This is a genomic window from Mycoplasmopsis equigenitalium (assembly GCF_024498255.1).
GTDB classification, from domain to species: Bacteria; Bacillota_I; Bacilli_A; order Mycoplasmatales; family Metamycoplasmataceae; genus Mycoplasma_H; species Mycoplasma_H equigenitalium.
Genome location: NZ_CP101808.1, coordinates 16,689 through 39,379 on the forward strand (window position 1 = coordinate 16,689; position 22,691 = coordinate 39,379).

The 22,691-nt window shown below is 32.1% G+C and carries 10 protein-coding genes; 1 reads left to right on the forward strand and 9 read right to left on the reverse strand.

What is annotated here, in order from left to right; all coding sequences use genetic code 4:
• Window positions 1–18: 18 nt before the first annotated feature.
• The 8 genes from NPA09_RS00080 to NPA09_RS00115 all read right to left on the reverse strand — a co-directional run bounded on the left by NPA09_RS00080 (window position 19) and on the right by NPA09_RS00115 (window position 20,636).
• Entirely contained in the window at window positions 19–2,919 is a 2,901-nt protein-coding gene (locus NPA09_RS00080) for a hypothetical protein (protein WP_129722654.1), read from the reverse strand.
• 27 nt (window positions 2,920–2,946) lie between these two features.
• The gene (locus NPA09_RS00085) at window positions 2,947–5,832 is read right to left on the reverse strand and encodes a hypothetical protein (RefSeq protein ID WP_129722651.1); all 2,886 of its coding nucleotides are present in this window, start codon (window positions 5,830–5,832) and stop codon (window positions 2,947–2,949) included.
• Window positions 5,819–7,132: an ABC transporter ATP-binding protein gene (locus tag NPA09_RS00090; protein ID WP_129722648.1), complete on the reverse strand. Its 1,314-nt coding sequence runs from the start codon at window positions 7,130–7,132 to the stop codon at window positions 5,819–5,821. The genes NPA09_RS00085 and NPA09_RS00090 overlap by 14 nt, the downstream gene beginning before the upstream one ends.
• A complete protein-coding gene (locus NPA09_RS00095; RefSeq protein WP_256541871.1) occupies window positions 7,132–8,331 on the reverse strand; it encodes an ABC transporter ATP-binding protein in 1,200 nt (399 codons plus the stop codon). The genes NPA09_RS00090 and NPA09_RS00095 overlap by 1 nt, the downstream gene beginning before the upstream one ends.
• Before the next feature lie 555 nt (window positions 8,332–8,886).
• Complete coding sequence (locus NPA09_RS00100; RefSeq protein ID WP_256541829.1) at window positions 8,887–10,056, reverse strand: ABC transporter permease; 1,170 nt, start codon at window positions 10,054–10,056, stop codon at window positions 8,887–8,889.
• Entirely contained in the window at window positions 10,056–11,120 is a 1,065-nt protein-coding gene (locus NPA09_RS00105) for an ABC transporter permease (protein WP_129722642.1), read from the reverse strand. Before NPA09_RS00105 ends, NPA09_RS00100 begins: the two co-directional genes overlap by 1 nt.
• Before the next feature lie 13 nt (window positions 11,121–11,133).
• The gene (locus tag NPA09_RS00110) at window positions 11,134–14,244 is read right to left on the reverse strand and encodes an ABC transporter substrate-binding protein (RefSeq protein ID WP_129722640.1); all 3,111 of its coding nucleotides are present in this window, start codon (window positions 14,242–14,244) and stop codon (window positions 11,134–11,136) included.
• Window positions 14,245–14,252: 8 nt separating this feature from the next.
• The gene (locus NPA09_RS00115; protein WP_129722637.1) at window positions 14,253–20,636 is read right to left on the reverse strand and encodes a PDxFFG protein; all 6,384 of its coding nucleotides are present in this window, start codon (window positions 20,634–20,636) and stop codon (window positions 14,253–14,255) included.
• A 135-nt stretch (window positions 20,637–20,771) separates the two neighbouring features.
• On the opposite strand from NPA09_RS00115, the gene NPA09_RS00120 reads away from it, so the two are divergent.
• Window positions 20,772–21,335 carry a hypothetical protein gene (locus tag NPA09_RS00120; protein ID WP_129722635.1) on the forward strand — a complete coding sequence of 188 codons (564 nt, stop codon included), beginning with the start codon at window positions 20,772–20,774 and terminating at the stop codon, window positions 21,333–21,335.
• A 1-nt stretch (window position 21,336) separates the two neighbouring features.
• On the opposite strand, the gene NPA09_RS00125 is transcribed toward NPA09_RS00120, so the two are convergent.
• Complete coding sequence (locus tag NPA09_RS00125; RefSeq protein ID WP_165036256.1) at window positions 21,337–22,674, reverse strand: M17 family metallopeptidase; 1,338 nt, start codon at window positions 22,672–22,674, stop codon at window positions 21,337–21,339.
• Window positions 22,675–22,691: the final 17 nt, after the last annotated feature.

Below are 22,691 nucleotides of genomic sequence, written 5' to 3' on the forward strand. Positions count from 1 at the left end.
CGCATAGGTGTTTTTTTATTAAATTGCAAATCCAGTAATTTCCAATAAAATTTCTTGAGATTCATTGCCTTTTTTAACAATTATTGTAACTTTTTTTACTCCGTTTTTGTTGTAGTAATCTGATTTATATTCAACTAATTCATAAGTAACGTCAGTAACACCAACTTGTTCGTGTGCTTTTACTAATTCAGGTTTTTGGACATCAGCAATAAAGGCGTCTATACCACCATAAACAATTTGTTTTGGAGTAGAATCTTTGTGTTGAGTAACAAGGTTAGTAAAGTTCTTATTAATGTATTCAACTACCTTAGCAACGCCCTCTTTAGCTTCAATAATAGGCTTTACTTTCTCATCTAATTCTTTTGTAAATAATGTTTTGAAGTAAACATCTGTTAATTCGTTAACAAGTTTTAGAGCATCAGCGTATTTAGTTTTAAGAGTATTTACATCTGCATATTGATTTTTTGCGTATTTAACTGTTTCTTTTACTTGTTTCTCAGCCTTATCGATTTTTATAAGTTCTGGTTCATTCATTTTTTGTTCGATTACAGATAGTCTAGCTTTAAATGCGGCCTTTTCTGATTTAAAATCTTTCTCTGCTAAACTATTAACTTGACCTAACGCTTTGGTGTGTAATGGTTTAAGAAGTGAAATCGTTGGATGTGCACTTTTTAGTGCCGCTTCAGCTTCGGCAACTGCTTTTTCCACATTTTCTAAAATAGCACCTTTAATTTTTGCTTTAACAGCTGCAAGATCAAATGGAGTTTTTTTGACATGGGTAATTCTGATTCATTCACTATCAGCAAGGGTAATGAATTTTCTTGTATAAGCTCAAACAAAAGTTATATTAACATTTGCGTCGTCTTCAATTCCGTTTTCAACGATAATACCATCTTTATTGATGTAAGCATTAAACATTAAGTTATTATTACCATCAACAGGAAAGCTGTAAGTTTCTCATACGCCAGGTTCAATTTCTTCTTCAACTTCAACGAATTTACTGTAATTAAAGGCATTTAAAAATTTAGGGATTTGTGCACCTTGAAGGTCTTTAACCTTAACTCTTAATTTACCTTCGTTTAATTTTTTAACTTCATTATCAATTACTGTTTCAAATTCTTTTTGCGACATTACATTTTTAAGTTGCTCGATAGTTACAACGTAAGGTTTTGACTCAACTCCATACATTTCAACAACAAAAGAAATATCTACAGCATGGTCAACAGATTCACTTTCTTCAACATATTTAATTACTAATTTAAATTTATTTTTATCGTAGGTTCAAGCTTTATTTTGTTCTTTGCTATCTGTAAATTTAATTAATTCTGGTTTGATTTCAAATACAGGAGGTTTATTGTTTATGCTTTCGTGATTACTAATTACTTGTTCAGCAGTTAGATCGTTGCCTAACCCTTCAATTGTTACGATTTTATTAAAGGCAAGTTCTGAGTCGGGGCTAAATACTTTATCGACTTCCTGTTGCACTTTATTAGTTAATTCATTTTTAGAAAGGAACTCACCCACATAAGCAATTTTAGAAATAAACATTTCTCCAAATAAATCTTTGTTTACTGCTAATTCACTACCTGTTTTAGATGATTCGACATCTCCAAATAATTCTACTTTAGTAGTAAATTCTACAACATCGTTAATTACAATTTCAGCGTATGATTTTTTAAATTTATCACGTCTTTTTCTTCAAGCAGCTTCTTTTCAAGGTTTGGCTGGTTTTTCTTCAATTTGTTCGTAATTAGTGATTGTGTTTTTAACTAATAAAACAGTTTTTTCATTAAGAGGCAAGACGTTTTCTGGTTTAATGTTATATCAAGTTGTAAATTCATCAGTATTTTGTGTTGCCAATAAATTTGTCATAAAGTCAGCTTCAAATGTTGAGAGATTGTATTTTAATATGAAGTGAGCGTATAAATAGAATTCAAATTTGTCTTTTTCTTCAATACTGTTTTTATCGATTTTCAATAAAATTTCTTGAATTTCACTGACTTTTATTTCATCTATGTTATCTGGATCAGCAAGAATTTCATTGTATTTTTGAAATGCTTGTGCAAGGTTTGGGTCGGTTGCTAACTGTCCGCTATTTTTATATTTTTCAAATATCGCTTGTTCAATTTCGGTGATTATATTAAATGTAGTAAAGTAAAAATTTTTTAATGATTCTTTTAACACTTGTGTTGGTGTTTTGACCAAAATGTCATCATCACTTAAGTTATTAATATTGTTTATAACTGAGACAACAAGTTCTCTGTTATCTTCTTCAATTTCATTAAAAATTTTTTTAATTGCTTGTTTTTTAACAAGTTGTTTGAAACGATCTTTTAAAGATATAGATTTGCTTTTTAAGTTTGGAATAAAGACATTTTTAATCTGGCTTTTTTCAGTAGTATTTTTTAATTCCTTTAGTAAGTCAAAGGTTGCTGTATATTGACCTACAGTGTCATTAAAGTTAGCGATTTTTCCAACAATTTCACCTATTACTTCTGCAGGAAAACCTGTTTCTAATTTGCTACTAAAATTAATGATTTGCGCTTTATCTTCGTCTTTGTCATACGTGATAGGGTCTAATAATTTCTCGTCTAATTTTTCAATTGCGGTTTCAATTTTTGTTTTTAGCTTTTGTGCTACTGCGGCAAGTTTAGTTTTGAAAGTTGCTTTAAATTCATCATTCAAATCAGAACTTTGAACTTTTTGAAGCTCTTCAAATGTTGTTTTGTAGTTGTAATTTAAATCAAGTTCATCCGCCTTACTTTCAAATTCGGCGAGTTTACTTTCAAATTCATTTTTCTTGTCATTTGGGATGTTGTCTGGTTGCTCATTGCTGCAAGCAATTGTAAAGCCAACTGCTGTAGTTAGTGATAAACCGCCAAACAACGATAAAAGTTTTAATTTATTTTTTCTTGTCATATGCGAATTATATCCTTTCTACTTATTTTATTTCTTTTTAAATGGGTATTGACTTGAAACGTATGACTTGTATATTTCAACAATGTCTTGAATTGAACTGTTAGTATAAGCAGGATTGTTTCTTGGGTATACTTTTTCAACAGTTTGTTTGGTTTTTGCATCGGTATATGTAAAGGTAATGCTTGTTCATTTTTTCTTATCAATTACTGAAGCGTCTTGTAGTTTGCCATTGACGATAAAATCTTCATGGTTGTATTGAACTTTGTATTGAATATCGTATTTATCTCAGACTTCCTGATTCATATTATCGAATTTATATCCAGGCAATTGGAAGTGGAAGTAATCAAAATACAAGTGTCATAAGTTGAAGCTATCATAATCATGTTGCATATCATTACGTTTGATAAAGTAGACAAATTTAGCTTTTGCTTCTTTTGATGTGCCACTTGCGTCAAAACTTTGTAACTCAAGCTTTTGTAATCCAGGAATTTTAGTATCTAAATCAGCTACTTCGCTTCAAATTACAAAACAGTTTTGTCAGTTGATGTTTCAATATTTATCAACATCTGCTTTTGATTTTAGTTGAATAAATTCTTTTTCACCAACTATTTTTGTAAAGAACTCAAAAGCACGTTGGTATGTGTAATGTTTATCTTTGAAGTAAAGTTCTTCAGTAGTGTTTTGTGTCTTAATTTCTTTGATGACTTTATCGATAAATGCTTTAGCCTTATCATAACGTTTTTTAAAGTTTTCTCTAGTTAGAAGAGTTTCGGGTGTTTTATCCTTTACTTCGCGTCATTCATAAGGTTGAGCTGGGTTGTTTGCGAATTCTCAATCCTTCAAGTAAATATTTTCTTCTTTTACACTGTTATCTTCTTGTACGATTCGCATTTTATCAGCGTAAATTGTGCTGTATGTTTGAATATCAATATTTTCTAAAATCTCTATACCAAAGTTGTAGAAGCCTAAAATTCCATTGTGAGTTCCGTTTAGTCCTGAGTTGATTACAGTAAATGAAGTTGGATCGGTAATTTCGTTTGCCATTTCTGGTGTAATTCCATTAGCAGCAAAACGAGGATCGCTCTCAATTCTAATATTTTCAGTTGATCAAATATTAAATTCTTTTAATAATTTCTTATCTGGACCATATTCATATTTGTGTCTTACGCCTCAGTATTTAACTTCAGGGTCGTCAATTTCGCGTTCAGAACCATCGGGTTTTAGGTTGAGATCGCTAACATATGACGATGTTGCAATAATTTGATTATCGACGTTGTAATCGTATTTTACTTTTAATCAGTTTCTAACTTGTTCGCCACCAATTCCTCGAATTGAAACATTAAATTGTTTTTTCAAGTCGATTAAACCAGTGGTTTTGTTGTAGATATATTCTTTACTTGTGTCGTAAATATATCTAATTTTAGTACCGAATTTTCTACCATCTACTTCAACAACAAGATCGTCAAGACGCTCACCATTTTGCATGAAAAAACGTGCGTATAAAAATGGAAGTTCGTGTTCAAATCTGAGTTTATGCGTAGTGGGGTCATATTCTAATTTAAGTGCTTTGTTTTGTCACACGATAGCGTCTTCAATATCATAACCATGGTTTGCTTCGCTAGCGTAACTATATAAAGCAATTGAAGTTGGTTGGTTAAATTCATTAAAGGTGGTTCACATTGTTAGTTCTGGATAACTAACATATTCAACCACACCATTATTTAGTTGTGCCTTAATTCCCATTCCTCATGCTTTTGCTTCAAGGTCGGATTTACCAACATTTCCACTAGTTGTTGTGGTTCCTGGGAAACGCGCTCAATAAGTTGGTTTAGAGTTGATGTTTCCGTTTTTATCACGAACAATTCTTGTGGTACGATCTCATTTTGTAACTTGGTCAAGTGTTTTGTTTGCATTATCACTATGCAAGAAGAATGTTGTTCTTGTAAGATTTAATTTTTCTTCTTCAGATTTATTAAATTTATCATCATATGAAACTACTTTCATTCTTTCACGGTAAATTCTAACAACACCTGTTTGAGTATCTTTGTCATCTCAATAAGTTGCTTGTAAAGGAGACTTGCCAATATTACTTTCGGCAGGGTTTTCAGGGTTTGAAATTGCTTTGAATTTTCCAAGTAAGAAGCTTTCTTTCATTATTTTGGTTTTGCTTGCGTCAAAATTAATATAACCCCCTCCCCCAAAGTAACGAACCTCAGCAACACCAGTTCAAATCATAGCAGCCTCAATATCTTTATTAATATTATCTTTTGCTAGATAATACGCGCTTGAAGTTTCTCAACCATGTTCGTTAAAGGTTCGTTTTAGAGCTTCGCCTTTTCATTTGGTTGTAAGTAGGTTTAATTCTTTATTTTCATCATCTACTTCATAATTTGCATAAAGGGCAACATTATCTTCAGTAGGGTTGTTTTTTGAGTTGTATAAAAAACGAGAAAATGAATAAATTTTGTTGTTTTTGTATTGAAAATTTGAAAAAACTGTAAGTTGATTATCCATCAAACTTTCAATTTTTTCAATCTTTCCATTGTTGATTACAACATTAAATAATGCCTCTTCATTTTCGGCTATGTTATAAACTTTTACATCAGTTAAATTTGGGTTTTTTGCAAGAAGGCCTTCAGTTCCCCCTAACACTTTTGATAAAAATATTCTTTTACCGGTGTTATCTTCGTATTTTAGAATTCCTGAGTTACCATTAATTGTCTCAGTAATTATATTAACTTTGGCTCCTAATCTTTCAACTAGATCTTTACTTAATGTATTGTCATCTTTAACAATTGGCCTATCAATGATTTCGTACTTACTTTGGGGTTGGACTGATTGGCAAGAAACAACGCTAGCAACACTAGCTAGTGCAATTGGTAATGTGAGATATTTCGCTTTAAATTTCTTCATATTTACCTTCTTTTCATTTTTCAACTTCTTCAGGTGTCGCTAACACAAAATGCTTATTACCTAAATCAATTCATTCGGGTTGAATTTCCTTAGTGTAATTATGGATTAATGGCGAATAACGATAACCAAGAAGCGAACCCTTTTCAGAGTCAATCGAAGGAACAGCGTCCATCAAACTTTTTGTGTACGGATGTAAGTAATTTTTAATAATTTCTTCTGTTGGTCCCATTTCAAGTACGCGCCCTTGATTCATAACAACAATTCTGTCTGAAATATACTCAACCATTCTCAAATCGTGAGCGATGAAAATAATTGTTAAATCAAGTTTTTCTTTTAAATCATTAAAGATGTTAATAACTTGGGCTTGGATCGATACATCAAGTGCTGAAATTGGTTCGTCAGCAATTAGGATCTTAGGACGAACAACTAGTGAACGCGAAATCCCAATCCGTTGTTGTTGACCACCCGAAAATTCGAGCGGATATCTTTTAAGGATTGATTCATCAAGTCCGACCGAGTTAATAACATCAATAATTAATTCTTCTTTTTTAAATGCTTTTGATTTTTTAATATCGTAAGCACGACGCTTACTTCTTTCTTCAACAAAAGAAGTTAAAAACTCTTTATCCTTTTGGTTTGTTATGGTTTCGGCAAAATCAAGAATAAAGCTATAAACATCTTTGTCTTGAATTAATTCGCTACGTAGCGCAGGTTTGAATTGAGCCATTTTTAGAACAAAGTCTGATTTAGGATCATAGTGTTCATTCACTGCTTCGTATAACATATCAACTGTTTTTTCATCGAAGTTATAAATATAGATAATATCAAGATTTGAAATATTATTAAGACCTTCTGAAATAACGCTGTAAATGTTTTTGTTTGGGTTGAGTGAGTTGGCAGGATCTTGGAAAATCATTTGTACCTTGTTAACCATAAAGTCACGTAAGTTACGGTACTCTTTAAATTTTTTAAATTTAAATAAATTATTAAAGCTAAAACCAATTCGTTTTGGCAAGATTAAATCATTAATTTTAATTTCACCATGTTGATGACCTACAAGGCCTATCAATGTACGACCAAGGGTTGATTTACCACTCCCCGACTCTCCAACAAGTCCAACAACCTCACCTTCATAGATATTTAAGTTAATATCTTTAAGTGCTTGAAAAGCCTTGTTACCACGTCCGTAGTATACATCTAAATTACGAATTGAAATATATGGAGTTTTTTCAGGATAAAAATCAATTGCTTTTTCTATGTTTTTAGGAACATAGCGGTATACGTTTTTCTTTTTAAACATTATTCCTCCTTATATTTTTTTCATCTTTCTAAAATAATTTGTGGTGGGGTGTAAATTGGAGCTTTAGGATCAAGAAGGGCAGATTTAACTCTGTGAGTTTCTGTTAAATAAACAAATTCTGCTTCTTTTTCAAAATCAATACCAAGTGCATAATCATTTCTAATGGCGAACGCTTCCCCCTTAATATCATTTAAACTTGAGGGAACACTACCTTTAATTGTGGCAAGTCTTTCGCCATTATTAAGGTCGGGCATTGACATAATTAATCCTCAAGTATAAGGGTGTTGTGGATTGTAAAGAATTTCCTTACTTGTTCCTTCTTCAATAATTTGCCCGGCATACATAATTGAAATGTAATCACTAATTGAGGCAACAACCCCAAGGTCGTGGGTGATAAAGATAATTGTCATTTTTAGTTTTTCTTGCAATTCACGAATAACATCAAGCACTAATGCTTGGACGGTCGGATCAAGTGCTGTTGTTGGTTCATCTAAAACAACAATTTTTGGTTGGAGCGCAATAATCGCAGCAATAACTACCCGCTGAATCATTCCACCAGAAAGTTCGTGTGGGTATAAATCAATAATTTTTTCAGCATTATTAATTTTTGTCATTTTTAGATATTCAATTGCTTTTGCTTTTGCTTCTTTTTCGCTTTTAACAAGTTTGTTAATTAGCATTCCCTCCATGATTTGGTGACCAATTTTCATAGTCGGGTTAAGAGTTGACATTGGGTTTTGGAAAACTGCGCTGACAATTGTTCCTCTATATTTTGATTTTTCTCACTGTTTAAAAGTAAAATCTTGGACTTCGTGGTTGTATAATTTAACAGTTCCATTACTGATACGAGCGTTGTCGCCCGTTAATCCATAAAGTAAACTAGTAAGCACTGATTTACCACTTCCCGATTCACCGATAATGGCATGAACTTTTCCTTCGTAAAAATCAATTGAAGTGTTTCTTAGTACAATATTTTTTTGTCCAGGAACGGCAGGATTAACAAAATGTAAATCTAAATTTTTAATATCAGCAGCAATTTTCATTCGCTTACCATTGATAGTTTTGTATTGAACATCTTGTTCGAAAAATTCAAAGTCAAAGCGTTTATCTCGAACAAGCTTATCAACATATTTTACGTTTTTGTAATTATCTTTAACGAATTGTTTAATTGATTCCCTTGTTAATTCAAGTTCGTTTAAATCAAGTTCGGCCTGATATAAATTACTTAAAATTTGAACATAGTGATGGTCATCAATATACAAGTCAAATTTACGCTCTTCTAATTTTTCTAAATTTAAATCTTTAGTTGTTTTGACTGGGTTATCAGGATTATCATTTCATTCGATTAATTCTTTAATCTTTGCTAATTTAAGTTCTTTGTGATTGATAATATCTTGTTGTTTTTGTTTGTAAAAATTTAAATAGTGAGTATCAATAATTGCTTTTGCTTTGTTAAGTTTATTACTAATATTCTTTAATAAATTTTTGTATTTGGTTGAAACTTGCTTGTAATTTAACAAAGCAACTTTTACATCAACTTCAATATTTTTGTTTAATTCTGTTGAATTTTTGTTAATTTCTGTTGATTTAAATAATAAGAATTCAGTCTTTTTCGCTTTTAAAATATGCTTGGTGAATTTTAATTTTGTTTTATTAAATTGCTTAATTTTATTTGCTACAAATTTTTCTGCTTGAGTGAAATCTAAACGGCGTTTAATATCTAATCTATTATGAAATTTTTGAATCATATTTTCCTATCTTTGTCTTCTTAATGAGTCTTGAATTGCTGCGCCAATTAATTGGATTGAAACAGTTAAAATAATTAGAATTGAAGCAGGAATAACTAAGTATCTAAAGTTAATAGTGAAGATATTTGCAGCGTTGTCAAGCAAGTTACCTAATGTAGGTTCGTTAGGGATTGATTGACCAATAAAAGCGAGCGAAACTTCTGAGAAAATTACCCCAGGAATTGTAAAGATCAAGTTAGTAATTAAAATTGGTAAGATGATTGGGATGAAGTTTCACGATATTTTTCAAGCAGGTGTTCCAAGAATTCTTGAGGCGTGCACTCATTCAAAGTTTTTTGCTCTTTTAACTTGAGCACGAACTTGGTTAGCAAGTCCGGTTCATGAGAATAATGAAAGCGCTATAACCATTACTAAGAAACTAGGGTTAAATGCAATCGTTGCTAAAATAAGAATTAAAATGGTTGGAACAATTGAAATTACTTTAATGATAAATGTCATAATTTTATCAAATCAATTAAATTGGCCCATTAATATTCCAACAATAAGACCAACCGCAACTTCAATAATTGTTACGCAGGCCGCGAGTGCTAATGAAAATGCTAAACCATGGAAAAGAACCGCAAAGATATCACGACCGATATCATCTGTTCCGAAAATATGACCTTTTTCGAAGAAATCAAGATAAGAATCTTCCCCACTAATATGACGTGGATCTTGGGTAAAAGGCGGAATAACAATTGCGGCAATGATTAATACAAGTAGTAAAATTATACCAACAATTCCTCCAAAGTTTTGGCCAAATCTATTAATGAATTCACGCACAGGACGACGAGGGTCACGAATAGTTTGTGTATCCTTAAAGTTGATTAAATCACCAACAATTTCTCATTTTTTGTATTCAAGCGGCTTTAAGAAACGGTGAGGAGCGCCTCCAGTTTCCTTTTTGTATTGCGCTACAAGACGGTCGTTAAAAAGTTGTTTTTCACGACGTTGTTGTAATCAACGAGTAACTCTATCTTTGAATGAAAGCTTGTATTTCTTGAATTCGAGAAGCTGGTTTTGTGCATCATGAATATCACCTGAGAGTTTTTTTTGTGATAAATAATCGATTTCGTTTTTGGTATCTAAATACGCTTGTTTTAATTCGTTTTGGATATCTTGTCTATTTTTGTCCATTATTTACCTCCTCTTCTTACCCGAGGGTCAAGTACTTCGTAAAGTGCATCACGCAGAGTATACGAAAGGATAATTAACACTGAGTACATAATTATCATGAATAGCACAACATTATAGTCTTTCGATTGAATTGCATCAATCATTGTTGAACCAGAGCCTGAAATGAAGTAAACCTTTTCAATGAATAGCGAACCAAGGAATGAGCCAAGTACAACTCCAGGGAAGAAGGTTGCTATTGGGAAGAGTGCTGGTTTTAGTGCGTGTACTCATACAAATCTTGATTTACTTACTCCTTTTAGGTAAGCAAATTTTGCGTGCATCGAATTTAATTCACGGTTAAGTTCTGTTCTTAGATATTTAATATAGGTAATAGTTGAAGCCATCGAAAGTGCAAGTCCAGGCAAGATATAAGTGATAATGTTGGCTGGATCAAACATTGTTGGCATATTAAGTTTTGAACCTAGGAATAACAATAACAATGCAAGCACAAGACTAGGAATTGAACTAATGATTGAGATGATAACTGTTGAAAAGTTGTCTAAGAATCCACCAGGGTTTTTACCGATTCAAATTCCAAGCGGAATTCCCACAAGCAGAGTTAAGAACACCGAGAAAATTCCGACTAAGAAAGATTTTCCAAATTTGACTCAGATGAAATCATTAATTTCCACTGATGGAAACATAACAAGACTTATTCCAAAATCAAATCTAACAATTCCTACAAGATATCTTAAGTATCTTTGGAACAGCGGTAAGTCTAAACCATATCTGTGTTCAATAGCCTTTTTTGATGCTTCATTCAATCCACTTGTTAAACCACTTGAACCAGGAACAGAGTTAATCAAGAAAAAGGTAATTGTGATTACGATTCAAGAAATAATCAAGAATTCAGCAACCATTTTTAGTGTTTTCTTGAAAAGCGAAGCACCTACACTATGACGTAAACTAGATACAAAGCCAGCTTTTTTCTTTTCTTCACGATAAAGCACAAGGTTTGTTACTTTAGTCTTCTTATTGAAAGAAGAATAAAGCCTTTCATTATTTATATTATTATTTTTTTCCATTTTATTCTCCTTTCTAATTTGAAATTGTCGTTGGCAAGTTTGGTAGTGGTGGTTTAGTTACATCATATGCGTATTGAAGAGCGAATGTAAATAAGCTATTAACTCCTCCAACGTGCGACACTTGTCATTTTGTATCAACTTCCATTAATGGAATAACTGGGTTTGAGTCACGCAAGATTTTTTCAAATGAAACAATCAATCTGAATATTTCTTCTTCACTTCAACCTTCACTAAGTTCTTCTCGTGTAAATTGTAGTGAAAAGAATTGGTTAAGACGTTTGGTGCGTTGTTCGATTGTTTCACCTTTTTTCGTACTTGATAATTCTCTAATTTTATTTCAGTGAATTTCTTTGATTTGAAGTCTTAAACGAGCAAAGTCTCCATTTTCATTTTTTATTAAATATTCAATAATTTTGTTGAATTCTTCTTGATTCGCACTACTTTTGATTATGTTTTGTAACAAGGTTTTTTGGGCTTGAATTTTATCAAAAGCTAATTTAATTCGGTCTTGAATTTCAACGACGTTGTAAGTACCTTCGATTTGTGCTCAAGTTTCTTGATCATAAAGTAACTTAATAAATTCTTCGGTAATTTGATCTCTATTACTAAACTGAGTAAGAATTTTACTAAATTCTCTTTCATTAACGTAAGCGCCAACCGCTAACTCTTTGGTGTAGTGCAAGTAAATATTTTTTAATATTTCTAAAGCCTCGTTTGCTCTATCTTCCTTAATAATGTAATTCTTAATTAATCAGTTTTTATTTTCTTTTTTTGCTTGGTCGTAAGGTATAAAGTAATCTAGATATGTTCATGCCCCTGAAGGATTGGTTTGGAAACCAAGGGTTTTTGAGGCTTTAGGATTGATTTCATCTTTTTCTAAAAATGCACGGACATAACCATCATAATCGGTTCCAAAGTAATCAAAGTTATAGTATGTAATATCGAATTTACCTTCACTTCTAAATTGAGCATAAGTGTTAGGTGGGTATGATTTTAGGTTGATTTTTACAAAACCACCAAAAGCTTTATTAACTTGGTTTTGTAATGAGATTCCTGCTCTTTCTTTTTCTTTTGAACCATCATAAATATATTTAAGGTTTACAACATCAACTTCAGGATGAGCTCTTTTAAATTCCTCAATATAGAATCGAGCAGTCTCGAAGCTAAACATTTTATCATCACGTTTTAGGTTTTCGAAAGTATAGTTTTTTGAAAGGTGATCTACAAAACCATAATTTTGAATTGGATATGTATGGTAGTTTTTAGCCTTAACTTTTACATCTTCAAAATATGCTTCAAGAGGAACACCGGCTTTAGTACGTGATGTATTAAATGCGGTTCAGTTAATAACAGGGAATGATGCTTGTCAACCTACAAGGTTTAACATATCATTTCTATCAATACTATAAGCAATTGCATTTCTTAAATTTGAATCTTTAAGTAATGGATTTGCTTCTGTGTTGGGGTCAAGGTTAAATTGCATACCAATGGTTCCAAACCCAGCAGATTTAACAAGGTATTTTTTGAAGTTTGGATCCGATCACATTTGTAAATGCATTGAACTTGGCATATCAGCAGCCGAGATTTGACCAGCCTTAAACATATTAATAAGAACAACTGGGTTATCGTTAAAGTAAATAATAATTTTACGTGGAATTACTCGATCAACATCATAGTATTGTTCGTTCTTCTTAATAACAATGTTACCTTGCGCCCCTAGTTCGAGCGATTCAATAACAAATGGTCCGGAAGTAATAAAGTTTTCTAGTTTATTACCAAAGTTAAGAATTCCGCCAGCTTTTGTTTCAATAAAACGACGATTAACTGGAACGAAAACACCTTTATCCATTGTATTTATCATATTGATAAGTGAAGGGGGGGCAGATTCGTCAAATTCATATCTTAAATCATAACGATCGAATGCATATGGTTTGTACTGACCATCTGACGAATTTCTTCAGTCTTTTATTTGTCGTGGATCGAAACAAGGATTTGGAATAAGTTTTACATCTTTAATAACAGCTGATTTGCCATTAATTTCCTTTTGAACAGTAATAGTAATTGGCTGTAAATTACCTTCAGAATCAGTAATTTTTACATTACCATTTTCTGCTAAATTCAACTGTTTTTCAACAAATTCGTTGGAAAAATCTAAATAACGTTGTCCAGTGTAAATGCCAAGATTTAAAGCCGCCTCTTTAATTTTATCGATGTATTTTTGTTCATCTGCAGCGGTTAGTTTATTACCGCTTTCATCAGTAATTAAATCGCCATTGTAGTCAATTAAATTACCGTCACCATCTGTTTTAAGTTGTGGTGTGTAAATGGTGTATTCCTTGCCGCTAAAGTCTTTAAATTTGCCATCTAAATTTTGTCTTCAAATTTGAAGATCTTTATCGAAATAATATTCACGTCGACCAAAGGGATTAATAAATGGTGTTTTAAAAATCTTTTGGTAGGCTTGTTGTGCGTCAATAAACTCTTTAGCGCCTCTAATATTAAGGGTTAAGAAGGTTGTAAGGTGTTGTGAACCGGTTGATAAATCAAGAATATATTCTGCAGAATCACGAAAGTCCTGTGCAACAACTTCATCCGAATTACTTCATTTACTACCACCTTTATTAAGGGCGAAACGAGTTGAAAGAACTAAATTTTCTTTATTAACAATTGATGTCATTGCTCGACTTCCATTATCACCTGTATAAAGACTACCGGCGGTAAAGAAATTTGAAATAGGGTAATAGCTATTTGAAGTTTCAACTTTCGTAAGTTTGTTAAGATCTTCAGGTTTAGTTAAATAATCATCTAAACTTGAAACGTTTGATTCGTATCAACGGTAACTAAATTCAGGTAAGTGAAAACGTTGTTTAATTGCCTCGCTAACACCAGATTTAGTAATTCCTTCAACTAACGAAGGTAAAACTTTATTAACATCAGCATAACGGATATAGTTAAGAGAAGAAATTGGTAAGGTTGAAAGAGATACATCGTATTTTTTTGATGCATCTTTTGCTGTTCAAGCAATATTATCAGATGTGGTAGCAGCAACTGTTAAACCAATAACTGGCACTGTGACGACGACGCTGATTAATGATAGAACAACTATTTTTTTCTTCTTTGTCATATTTCCTCCTATAAGTTAAATTGGTCTCTTACTTCAAGTAAGGCAATTTCTTCTTCAATTCCGTTATGTTTAATAATTATTGTTTTCATAGTAATTGGTGATTGATTGTAAGTTTTACCGTTTTCGGCAAGCGAACGTTTGCTTCCTGTTGTTAAGTTTTTAACGAAGTTTTTGTCCTTGTCTACAAATCTTACTAGGTAGTTGTGACCAGGTGTAAGAACTGTGTTTTTGTAGTTGGCGATAACCGAGTAATCACTAACTCATGAACCATAACCTTCATCTTCTAAAGTGTGTTTACTTTCGATACGAGCTTGTTTTTTGTAGTAGAAAAGGTTGTTGGTATTTTTGGTATTTACATTGATGTAGAATTTTTCACCAGTAACCGTATCTTCGAATTCAAGATATTTAATTTTGTCAATTACTTCTTTTTTGTCAAAACCTCACATCGCAACAAAGTCATTAGCTTTATTTCTTCAAATACCAGTAATGTTTCTGTCGCCCACACCTTTTGATTTAAGTAAATAAATTCAAAAGGCACGTGCTCGATCATTGACAAAGTTGCCATCAAGGTCTTTGATTCTTAAAGTGTCATCTACAACCGAATTTCCTTCTTCGTCATAAAGCTCTCAACCAAGTTCTTTTCTTAGTCAACGATCTTTAAAGAAACCATTGTTTTGTTTTCTAACTTTTCCTAAGTAACTTGGGTTGGCTGATGATAAAGTAAATTCGCTAGCACCAAATAAACCAAACGAGTTTTCTTTTCTAATTTTTTCATTAATTGGTTTTACTAAATCATCAATTATCTTAGTTTTAAGTTTGATTTCAGCATCAAGTTCTTCAATTGCTTTGAATTCAGGTTTAACTTTTACGCTGTTAAATGCTTTTGTTTTTAGTTGTGAATTAAGGTTTGTTAAGTTGTCAACAATATCTAAGAAAGATTTTCTTGCTTTTTGGGTTTCGGCAGTATTCGCAATAATTGGTGATACTGATGCTACGCCATACGCGTTCTTAAAACCATACATTTTAACTGTTGTAACAAGCGAGTTTAAATTATTAATATCATCCTCACTTGTCCCTTTAAGACTAAGACGAACAGTAAGAAGTAATGTTCCCTCAACGTCGTCACCACTATTAGGAACAATGCTTAAGATTTTAATATCAACATTTGCATTTGCAGAATTCAATCCATTAGCATCATTGTTTTTTCCAAAGTAAAGTTGGAATGTTCCGGCATCAATAAAGCTTTGAACTTCAGCAGCAAATGGTCCAGAAATTAGCGAAGCGCTAAATTGGGTTGCAAACGTTTTGTTAAGGTTTGTCATGTGGAATGCTTCATTAACGTTGTGAAGATGATCAATTGTACTTTTGATTTGGGTTGTAAGTTTGTCGTAATCTTTTTTCGCTTCAAAGTACTCATTATTTTTAGCATCTTTTGCCATTTTGTCGTATTCGGCTTGTGCTTTATTTAACTGATCTCTAAGACTTGCTACACGTGGGTCGTTATCAAAGTTTTCTTTAATTTTTTCTTCAATAAATTCTTTTTTAACCATATATGAACGTTCAGCTAGAATTTGGTTAACTTTGTTCATATTTGCCGAGTTATCAACAAAGTGTTTTGTGATTTGACCATTAACAAAGAATTCTAATCCGGTTGTGTATTCGTTAATTCCTTTAAAGTATTTATTTAAAGTTCTAAAATCACTTGTGCTTGGGGTGTATGTTGTTTGTACATAGTCCCGGGTTAGAACCTCAGGCAAGTTATAAGTATAGTCGGTAAAGATTTGACCTAAATCAGTGTTTAATCTTGATGTAAAAAATGTCTTAGCGATTGTGTTAATGCTATTATCAAGACTAAACGAGTATGTGTAGGCACTTTTATCAATTGGAATTGCCGAAATTTTTCCACCTTGTAGCATATAAATGTTTATGCCATAGATTGAAAGAAACTCAGTGTGTAAGCGTTCAAATTTACCATCAATAAAAGGCAAGTCACTTAAACTTAGTTTTCCTCTTTCGGTTCCTAAAATGTTATTAGTAATAAAGAATGTTTTTGCTTGATCAAAGAGTTTATCAAATAGGATCGATGTGCTTAAAGCGATTTTTTTGTTAACTGGAGTTGTGTTGAAATATTCGTCCGAAACAATGTTTTCGCTTTCAAAGATATCGTAAGCACCTTCATTTTTGTATAACTCGTTTAGTGATTTAGCAAAAGCGATTTTTTGTTTTTTAATTTCGGCTTCATCATCTTTACTAAAATCAATTAAATCAATGTCAGTGTTGAAGGCGTAAAAACTTGATGCAAGGAAACGACTCATCGCGATGTTAGCAACGTTTTGTTCAGAATTATTTTTAGTTAATAATTCTTTTTCTTCTTTTTCGCCCGAAGCAAGAATAAATTCTCTGAATTTAGCTAGATCAAATTTAGTTTTTACATAGTTGATGTTGTAATTTTTAACGCCATCTTCAATTTTAAACATAGTAGAATTGAACGACATAAATTCAACTAGATCAGCAACATCAGTGAATTTTAAGGTGTTGTTATTTCAGTATTTACTATTAATAGCATCGCCAAAAAGCGTTGCCACGGCGCCATTATATCCTTCTTTAAGACGAAGATTATTAACGGTTTTTAATTTGTTAACAATTAGGTCCATAAATTGTTTTCTCTTTTGTGGAGTATTAAATTGTTGCATTCCATCAAATGAAAAAACTGTTTCTGAATTGATGTAAGGAAGAAATTGTTTTAAATCATCAACTTTAATATCATCAGCATACATATCAAACAAGTTTTGATTATTTTTGAATAAAACATTAAAGATTGCTTCGACACCAAATTCGTTAATTCTTGTTGTGTATTTTCCCTTATAGAAGAAACCATAATCTTGGCTAGTGTTTCCAAAGTATTTTTTCTTAATTGAGTTATCTTCATTGATAAATCTTAAAACACCAAATTTTTCTTTTTGACCATGTCATGTGTTATCGTGTGAGTTTGTTTTGACATAGTCAGCAAACAATTTACTTAATTGTGAGGCAAGAACGGCGCTACCAGTAAGTGTTGGAATATCCTTGTAGTAGTCAAGTTTTTTGTTGTAGGTATTTGATAAATCCGCTAGTTTTTTACTTTGTACATCAGCATCAAAAATAGGTGTTTGGCCGTCTCTAGAAGCAATGAAATGGAAGTAGTTTGGCTTACCAAAGAAATTTGGATTATCAACATCAAATCGACCTATAAGTTCTGGTGAAAACATTGCGGCATAAGCGCCAGAGAGTGTTCCTGGATATTGTTTTACATAATTCAATACGCTATCAAAGTATGTTTTAAGTTCAGTAAAAGGCGCTCAAGTAGTGTTAAGGGCAAATGTTGGCATTTTAAGATTATCATCACCACGATGGTCAGAATTTTGTCAGCCATTGATGTAGTAACTTTTATCCATCATTTTACTGATTGCTTCTTCAACTTCGAGTTTGATGTCGCGAAGTTGAACGTTCATTAATTCACCGTAAACAGTAACAGGGTGACCGGGATCGGTGATGTCTTCAAATTTAGTTTGGTCTAATTTATAAATTGGTTCACCATTAATATCATTAATTAAAACTTTGGTTACAAGGGTAGCTTCACGAGGTAATCCGCCATCTTTAATAACAATTTGTTTTGTTTCAAAAATTACAGGTTCAAATGTACCAGTTACAGGGTTTGAAACAAATTTAATTGGTTTGCCAGTTCCATCTTTAAGGATTTTTTCAATTTGCGAACTTCCGGCAGTTACAAATTTATAAGTATAAAGAACATTGCCATTACTATCTTCTTCGGTAGCGTAGTATTTTGCTTCACCACTAATCGATGGTGAGATGGTACCAGAGTCGTGGTCAAACGAATTTAGTAAGAATAAATCATAAATTTTTAAGCCTCTTAATTTAGCTGCTTCTCTTAAACCATCAATTGTTTGCAGCGCTCTTCTTTGTTTATTATTAAAGGCTTTGTAGTAATCCTCAGCACTGTTAGCGTTTGTGCTACCTCAGATATCTTCTTCAGTTTCTGGGGTAATTTTAAGTTTGCCATTTACAACGCTTATGGTTGAGAAAACAGGGTAGTTACCCACTGCCTCATTATTGATGTCGCTAAAAGCAAGGTTTTTGTTAAGGATATCAAGTTTTGAACTACGTGCTAAAAGGTATTCACGAACGGTGTCTTTATCATAAAATGATTGGTCTTGTGGGCCACCCCTTGTATCAATTCCACCAATTAAAACAGAGTAATCTTTATTTGAAATGTTTTGAATATTTTCAAGAGTTGAGTGGTGACCATATTCGTGGGCTCCAACATATTTTAAGAAGTTGATTCCGACTCCTTCAAAATTAGGATCGATAGCTTTAAGTAACATAATAAAACTTACCCGGTCATTAACGGTTAGTTTTGAATATTCGCCATATTCAAGACTAAATTTGTATGCTCCATTTTCATCGATGCTTCTTTTAATATGAACGCCATTTTTCTTTTGTACAAGATAAGGGTATTCGTTTTCAATAATGTCAATTAGATCAGCATAAAGTTCATTATATAAATCAAACTCATATACCTTTTCACCTTTTGAATCTTTATATTCGTTAGTGATTGAAAGGAAGTTTGGGGCATAAGCAACTTTATAATCAACAGCGTTTTTCAAGTTTGTTAATTGATTTGTTGCTTGCATTGAAGAATCTTCAGCACGAATCTCAATATTTTCTATTGATTTATCTTGATTTTCTAGCGAAATAATTAAAGTTTTGTTTTCAACTTTTAAGTCTAAAAGTGTTACTTTTTTAATTTTTGTTTCATCAAATTTTGAGCCGAATGCTTTTTTAGCTTCCTCTTTTGATTTGAATAATGAGCGAGTTAATTCAAAACGACTTGCGTTAGGTTTGGTGTAAAGATATAGTTCTCTTCGAACTTTTTTATCAATTTCTTTATCATCTGAATTGTAGTAGGTAACCACATTGTAAAGAAGTGGAGTATCAGCCTTTTTAAGAACGCTATATAACTTATTAAAATCGGTTAGATAAATTTTAAAGTTTACGAAATCTTTAAAAGTTTGAATTTTTGATTCGAGGTATGAATTGATATTTTCGTAAATCGAAGCAAAAGCAGGGTCGTCTCACGCTGCATTAAGCAAGATTCTGTTTGTAGGTTTACCGGGGTGTTTGTGGTTAACAGGATCCGCTTCATGCTCCGATACAAGTTGAATATATCTTGGGTCGTCAGCTTTAAGTGGTGAGTATTTGCCAACTTGGTTTGCCTCGCTTGCATCTGAGTGAATATAGCCAAGGCTTAAATTGAAGTTCTTTTTATCATTTTTTTCAGCATAAGGCAACGCATCATTTTTAATGAAGTTTGTTCTAACAACTCTAACTTGTTTAAAGGTTTGGTCTAAAATTTCAAATTCTGACTCAGCAGGAATTTGTTTTCTCGCTTCATTAATATCGTTTGTTCCAAGACTCATTAAAACTTTTTGTTTAAATGATTTATCATTTTTCTTTGTTAATTCAACTTCAAAAAAGTGATAGTTAAGATTTGGGTTTGTCATTAAGTTTACTAATTTAATATTCTTAAATTGGCCCACCGAGTTTTCGTAGTCAGGTTTTTTATTGATTTCGCCAGGATAGTTGTACACAGCATTTGTCATCACGAATTCGTCAAGTAAGTTTTGAACGTTTGTTGCGTTGATGCTTTTTGCATTAATCTTGCTTAATAACGAGTCTGAAGCATTACCTTCACCCGCTTCTTGTGAAAATAGTGGTAGTGATCCAAAGAATGAATCTGGTCAGAAAGTAATTTCTTTTGTTTCTTTGTGGTGTGAAACGTGTCCACCAAGCGTAATGGTAGAACCGCTCTTATTAACACCTTTAGCAATTCTGAATTTTTCTAACGTTAAAACATCAGGCCCTCAAGCCACATTTTGGATAAATCAATCAACATAGTCCATAAAGTCTTGAACACCAACGGCTTCAAGATATTCGTTAACAAATTCTGTAGGTCCAAGTTTTACCTTTAAAATTGGTGTTTGGTTATTGTAACGTCTAACAAATTCGTTAAAGAATTCTTTTTCATCATATTCTTTATCTTCGTTATAGAAGCAAATTGTATTTTTAGTTTTTTTACCATTTACTTCTTTTTCTTTAACATATGCTAGCGGGTTTTTGTTTGCATCGTAGAAGATTCCTTGTGTGTATGATGTGTAAACGCCATTATCGTAATCAAAATCATTAAATGCGTTTGACTTAATTCCGGCATTGATATTTTTTGAACGTTTATCAACTTTCGAGTATAGGAATGAACCTAAAAAGATTGCACCAATTGCAGCAAGTGTAATTCCGACAGAAAGAAACGTTTTCTTTTTTAAACTTCATTTTTTCATAAATACCTTTCATTATTGAGTTGTGTATATAAAATGCCTTTTCTAATTTTATAGTATTTACTATAAAATATTTGTAAAACGGCATTTTTAACATAAAAATGTTTTAGAATTATTAAGACCAAAAAGGAGGAAAATATGAGCTTTTTTAATAGAAAATTATTTATTTTTTCGTCCTTTTTAATACCAGTTTTGAGTATTTCGTGCGCCAACAACTCATCAGCGCAGTGAGGATATAAAAACTGAGACTGAAATGAAATTAAAATTGCGCAAGCAGATAAAAACATTGATTCAAGCACAGTAGAGGTTTATAATTCACAAACCTATAGCGACAAATTTGTTAAAAATGTCATTATTCCAGAATTCAAAAATGCTAAAAATTCAATAGAATTTGTTGAAATTTTCAAGAAATATTTTAGAATTCGTTTAACAACTTTTCGTCCTCATATTGGAGTAGATCAGCCAGGTTACCACGTGCATTGAGTTCGTACTGAAGACGTGTTTGAACACCAAGCCGAACTAGGTAGTTTTCAAATGCAAGCATCTATGATAAATAACAATAAATTTTATAAAGCAGATTTTCGTACAAATGGCGAAATATTTTTAGAGATAAAAATAAAAATGGCATCTCGTGCGATCGATGCTAGTAAAGATGAACCATTGTTTTATTTAAATAAAAATTTAAGATGACAAGTTTGTTAAACTATAATCCAAATTCGGTAAATGTTTTTAGTAATGCTGCAGTAGGTTTTCCATCTATTTCTGCAGTACCTGCGATATCGCAGTGAATATAATCAACTTTTTCAACGAAATGTTTTAGATACATTGCAGCATCATTGCTATCAGATAATGTTGTTTCTGAGCAGTTCTTGATATCAGCAATGTCAGTTTCTAAATTTTTCTTATCAAAATCTTCATGCATTGGCATTCTTCAAATTAATTCATGTTGAACCTGCGCTGCGTCTCAAAGCTTTTCAAATTTTTTATCATCTGTTGATCACACACCACTGAATGTTGTTCCTAGCGCTCAAAGTACAGAACCCGTTAGTGTTGCGGCATCAATAATTGTTGTTGCTTTAAGTTCTTTAGCAGCATATGTTAATGCATCCGAAAGTACAAGTCTTCCTTCGGCATCAGTGTTTTCAATTTCTACATGCATACCATTCATGGCTTTAATTACCATATCTGGAGTAATTGCATCACCATCAAGGCGATTATCGGTAATCGCTAATACGCAAGCGACGTTTTGTTTACCATTTAACATCGCAATACTTTTTAAAGTTCCAGCCATAATTGCTGCACCTGACATATCAAACTTCATACCTAACATATATTTTCCAGTTTTGATATTGTAACCGCCAGAATCGAATGTTATTCCTTTTCCAACGTAGACAGTTTTTTGTTTATTGACAGGTTTTGGTGTATATTCTAAAACTACTAATCGTGGCTCGTATGAACTACCTTTGTTTACTCCAAGTAGCAGATTCATACCAAGCTTTTCCATTTCTTTTTTATTTAAAAATTTTCCTGTTGTATGTGGAAGATTCATCTTGTTAAAGTCATCGACAATTCGCTTGGCCAAATATTCGCTTGTGCAAATGTTTGGTGGCATAACTTGAAGTTCTTTAACTTCTGAGATGTTCTTGGCAATAACTTGTGCCTTTTCCATCTTCTTCCGATTATATGTCCGTGTTGTGAATAATGTGATCTTATGCTTTTTGTCCTTATAGTCTTTCTTCAAGTTGTATTGCTTGTCGAAAACAAAGTGATATGAATAAGTAAAACACATAACAAGTTCATCAATATCAGAGATTGCGTCATTTAAGAAAGAATCGAGATTAATTTGTCATTCTTGCTTTGAATCCTTGAACATAACTAAGAGATTGCGATAAAGTCATTCGTAATTATATTTATTCTTATCAAATGCTAATGTTCCTGCATTGGATGCCAGATCAATATTAACAAGTGATGTTAAATCTGTCTTATTAACCAATTGGCATGACATAAAAATAGCGTCATTTCTTTTATTAGATATTTGCATAAAATCTCCGATTTTGA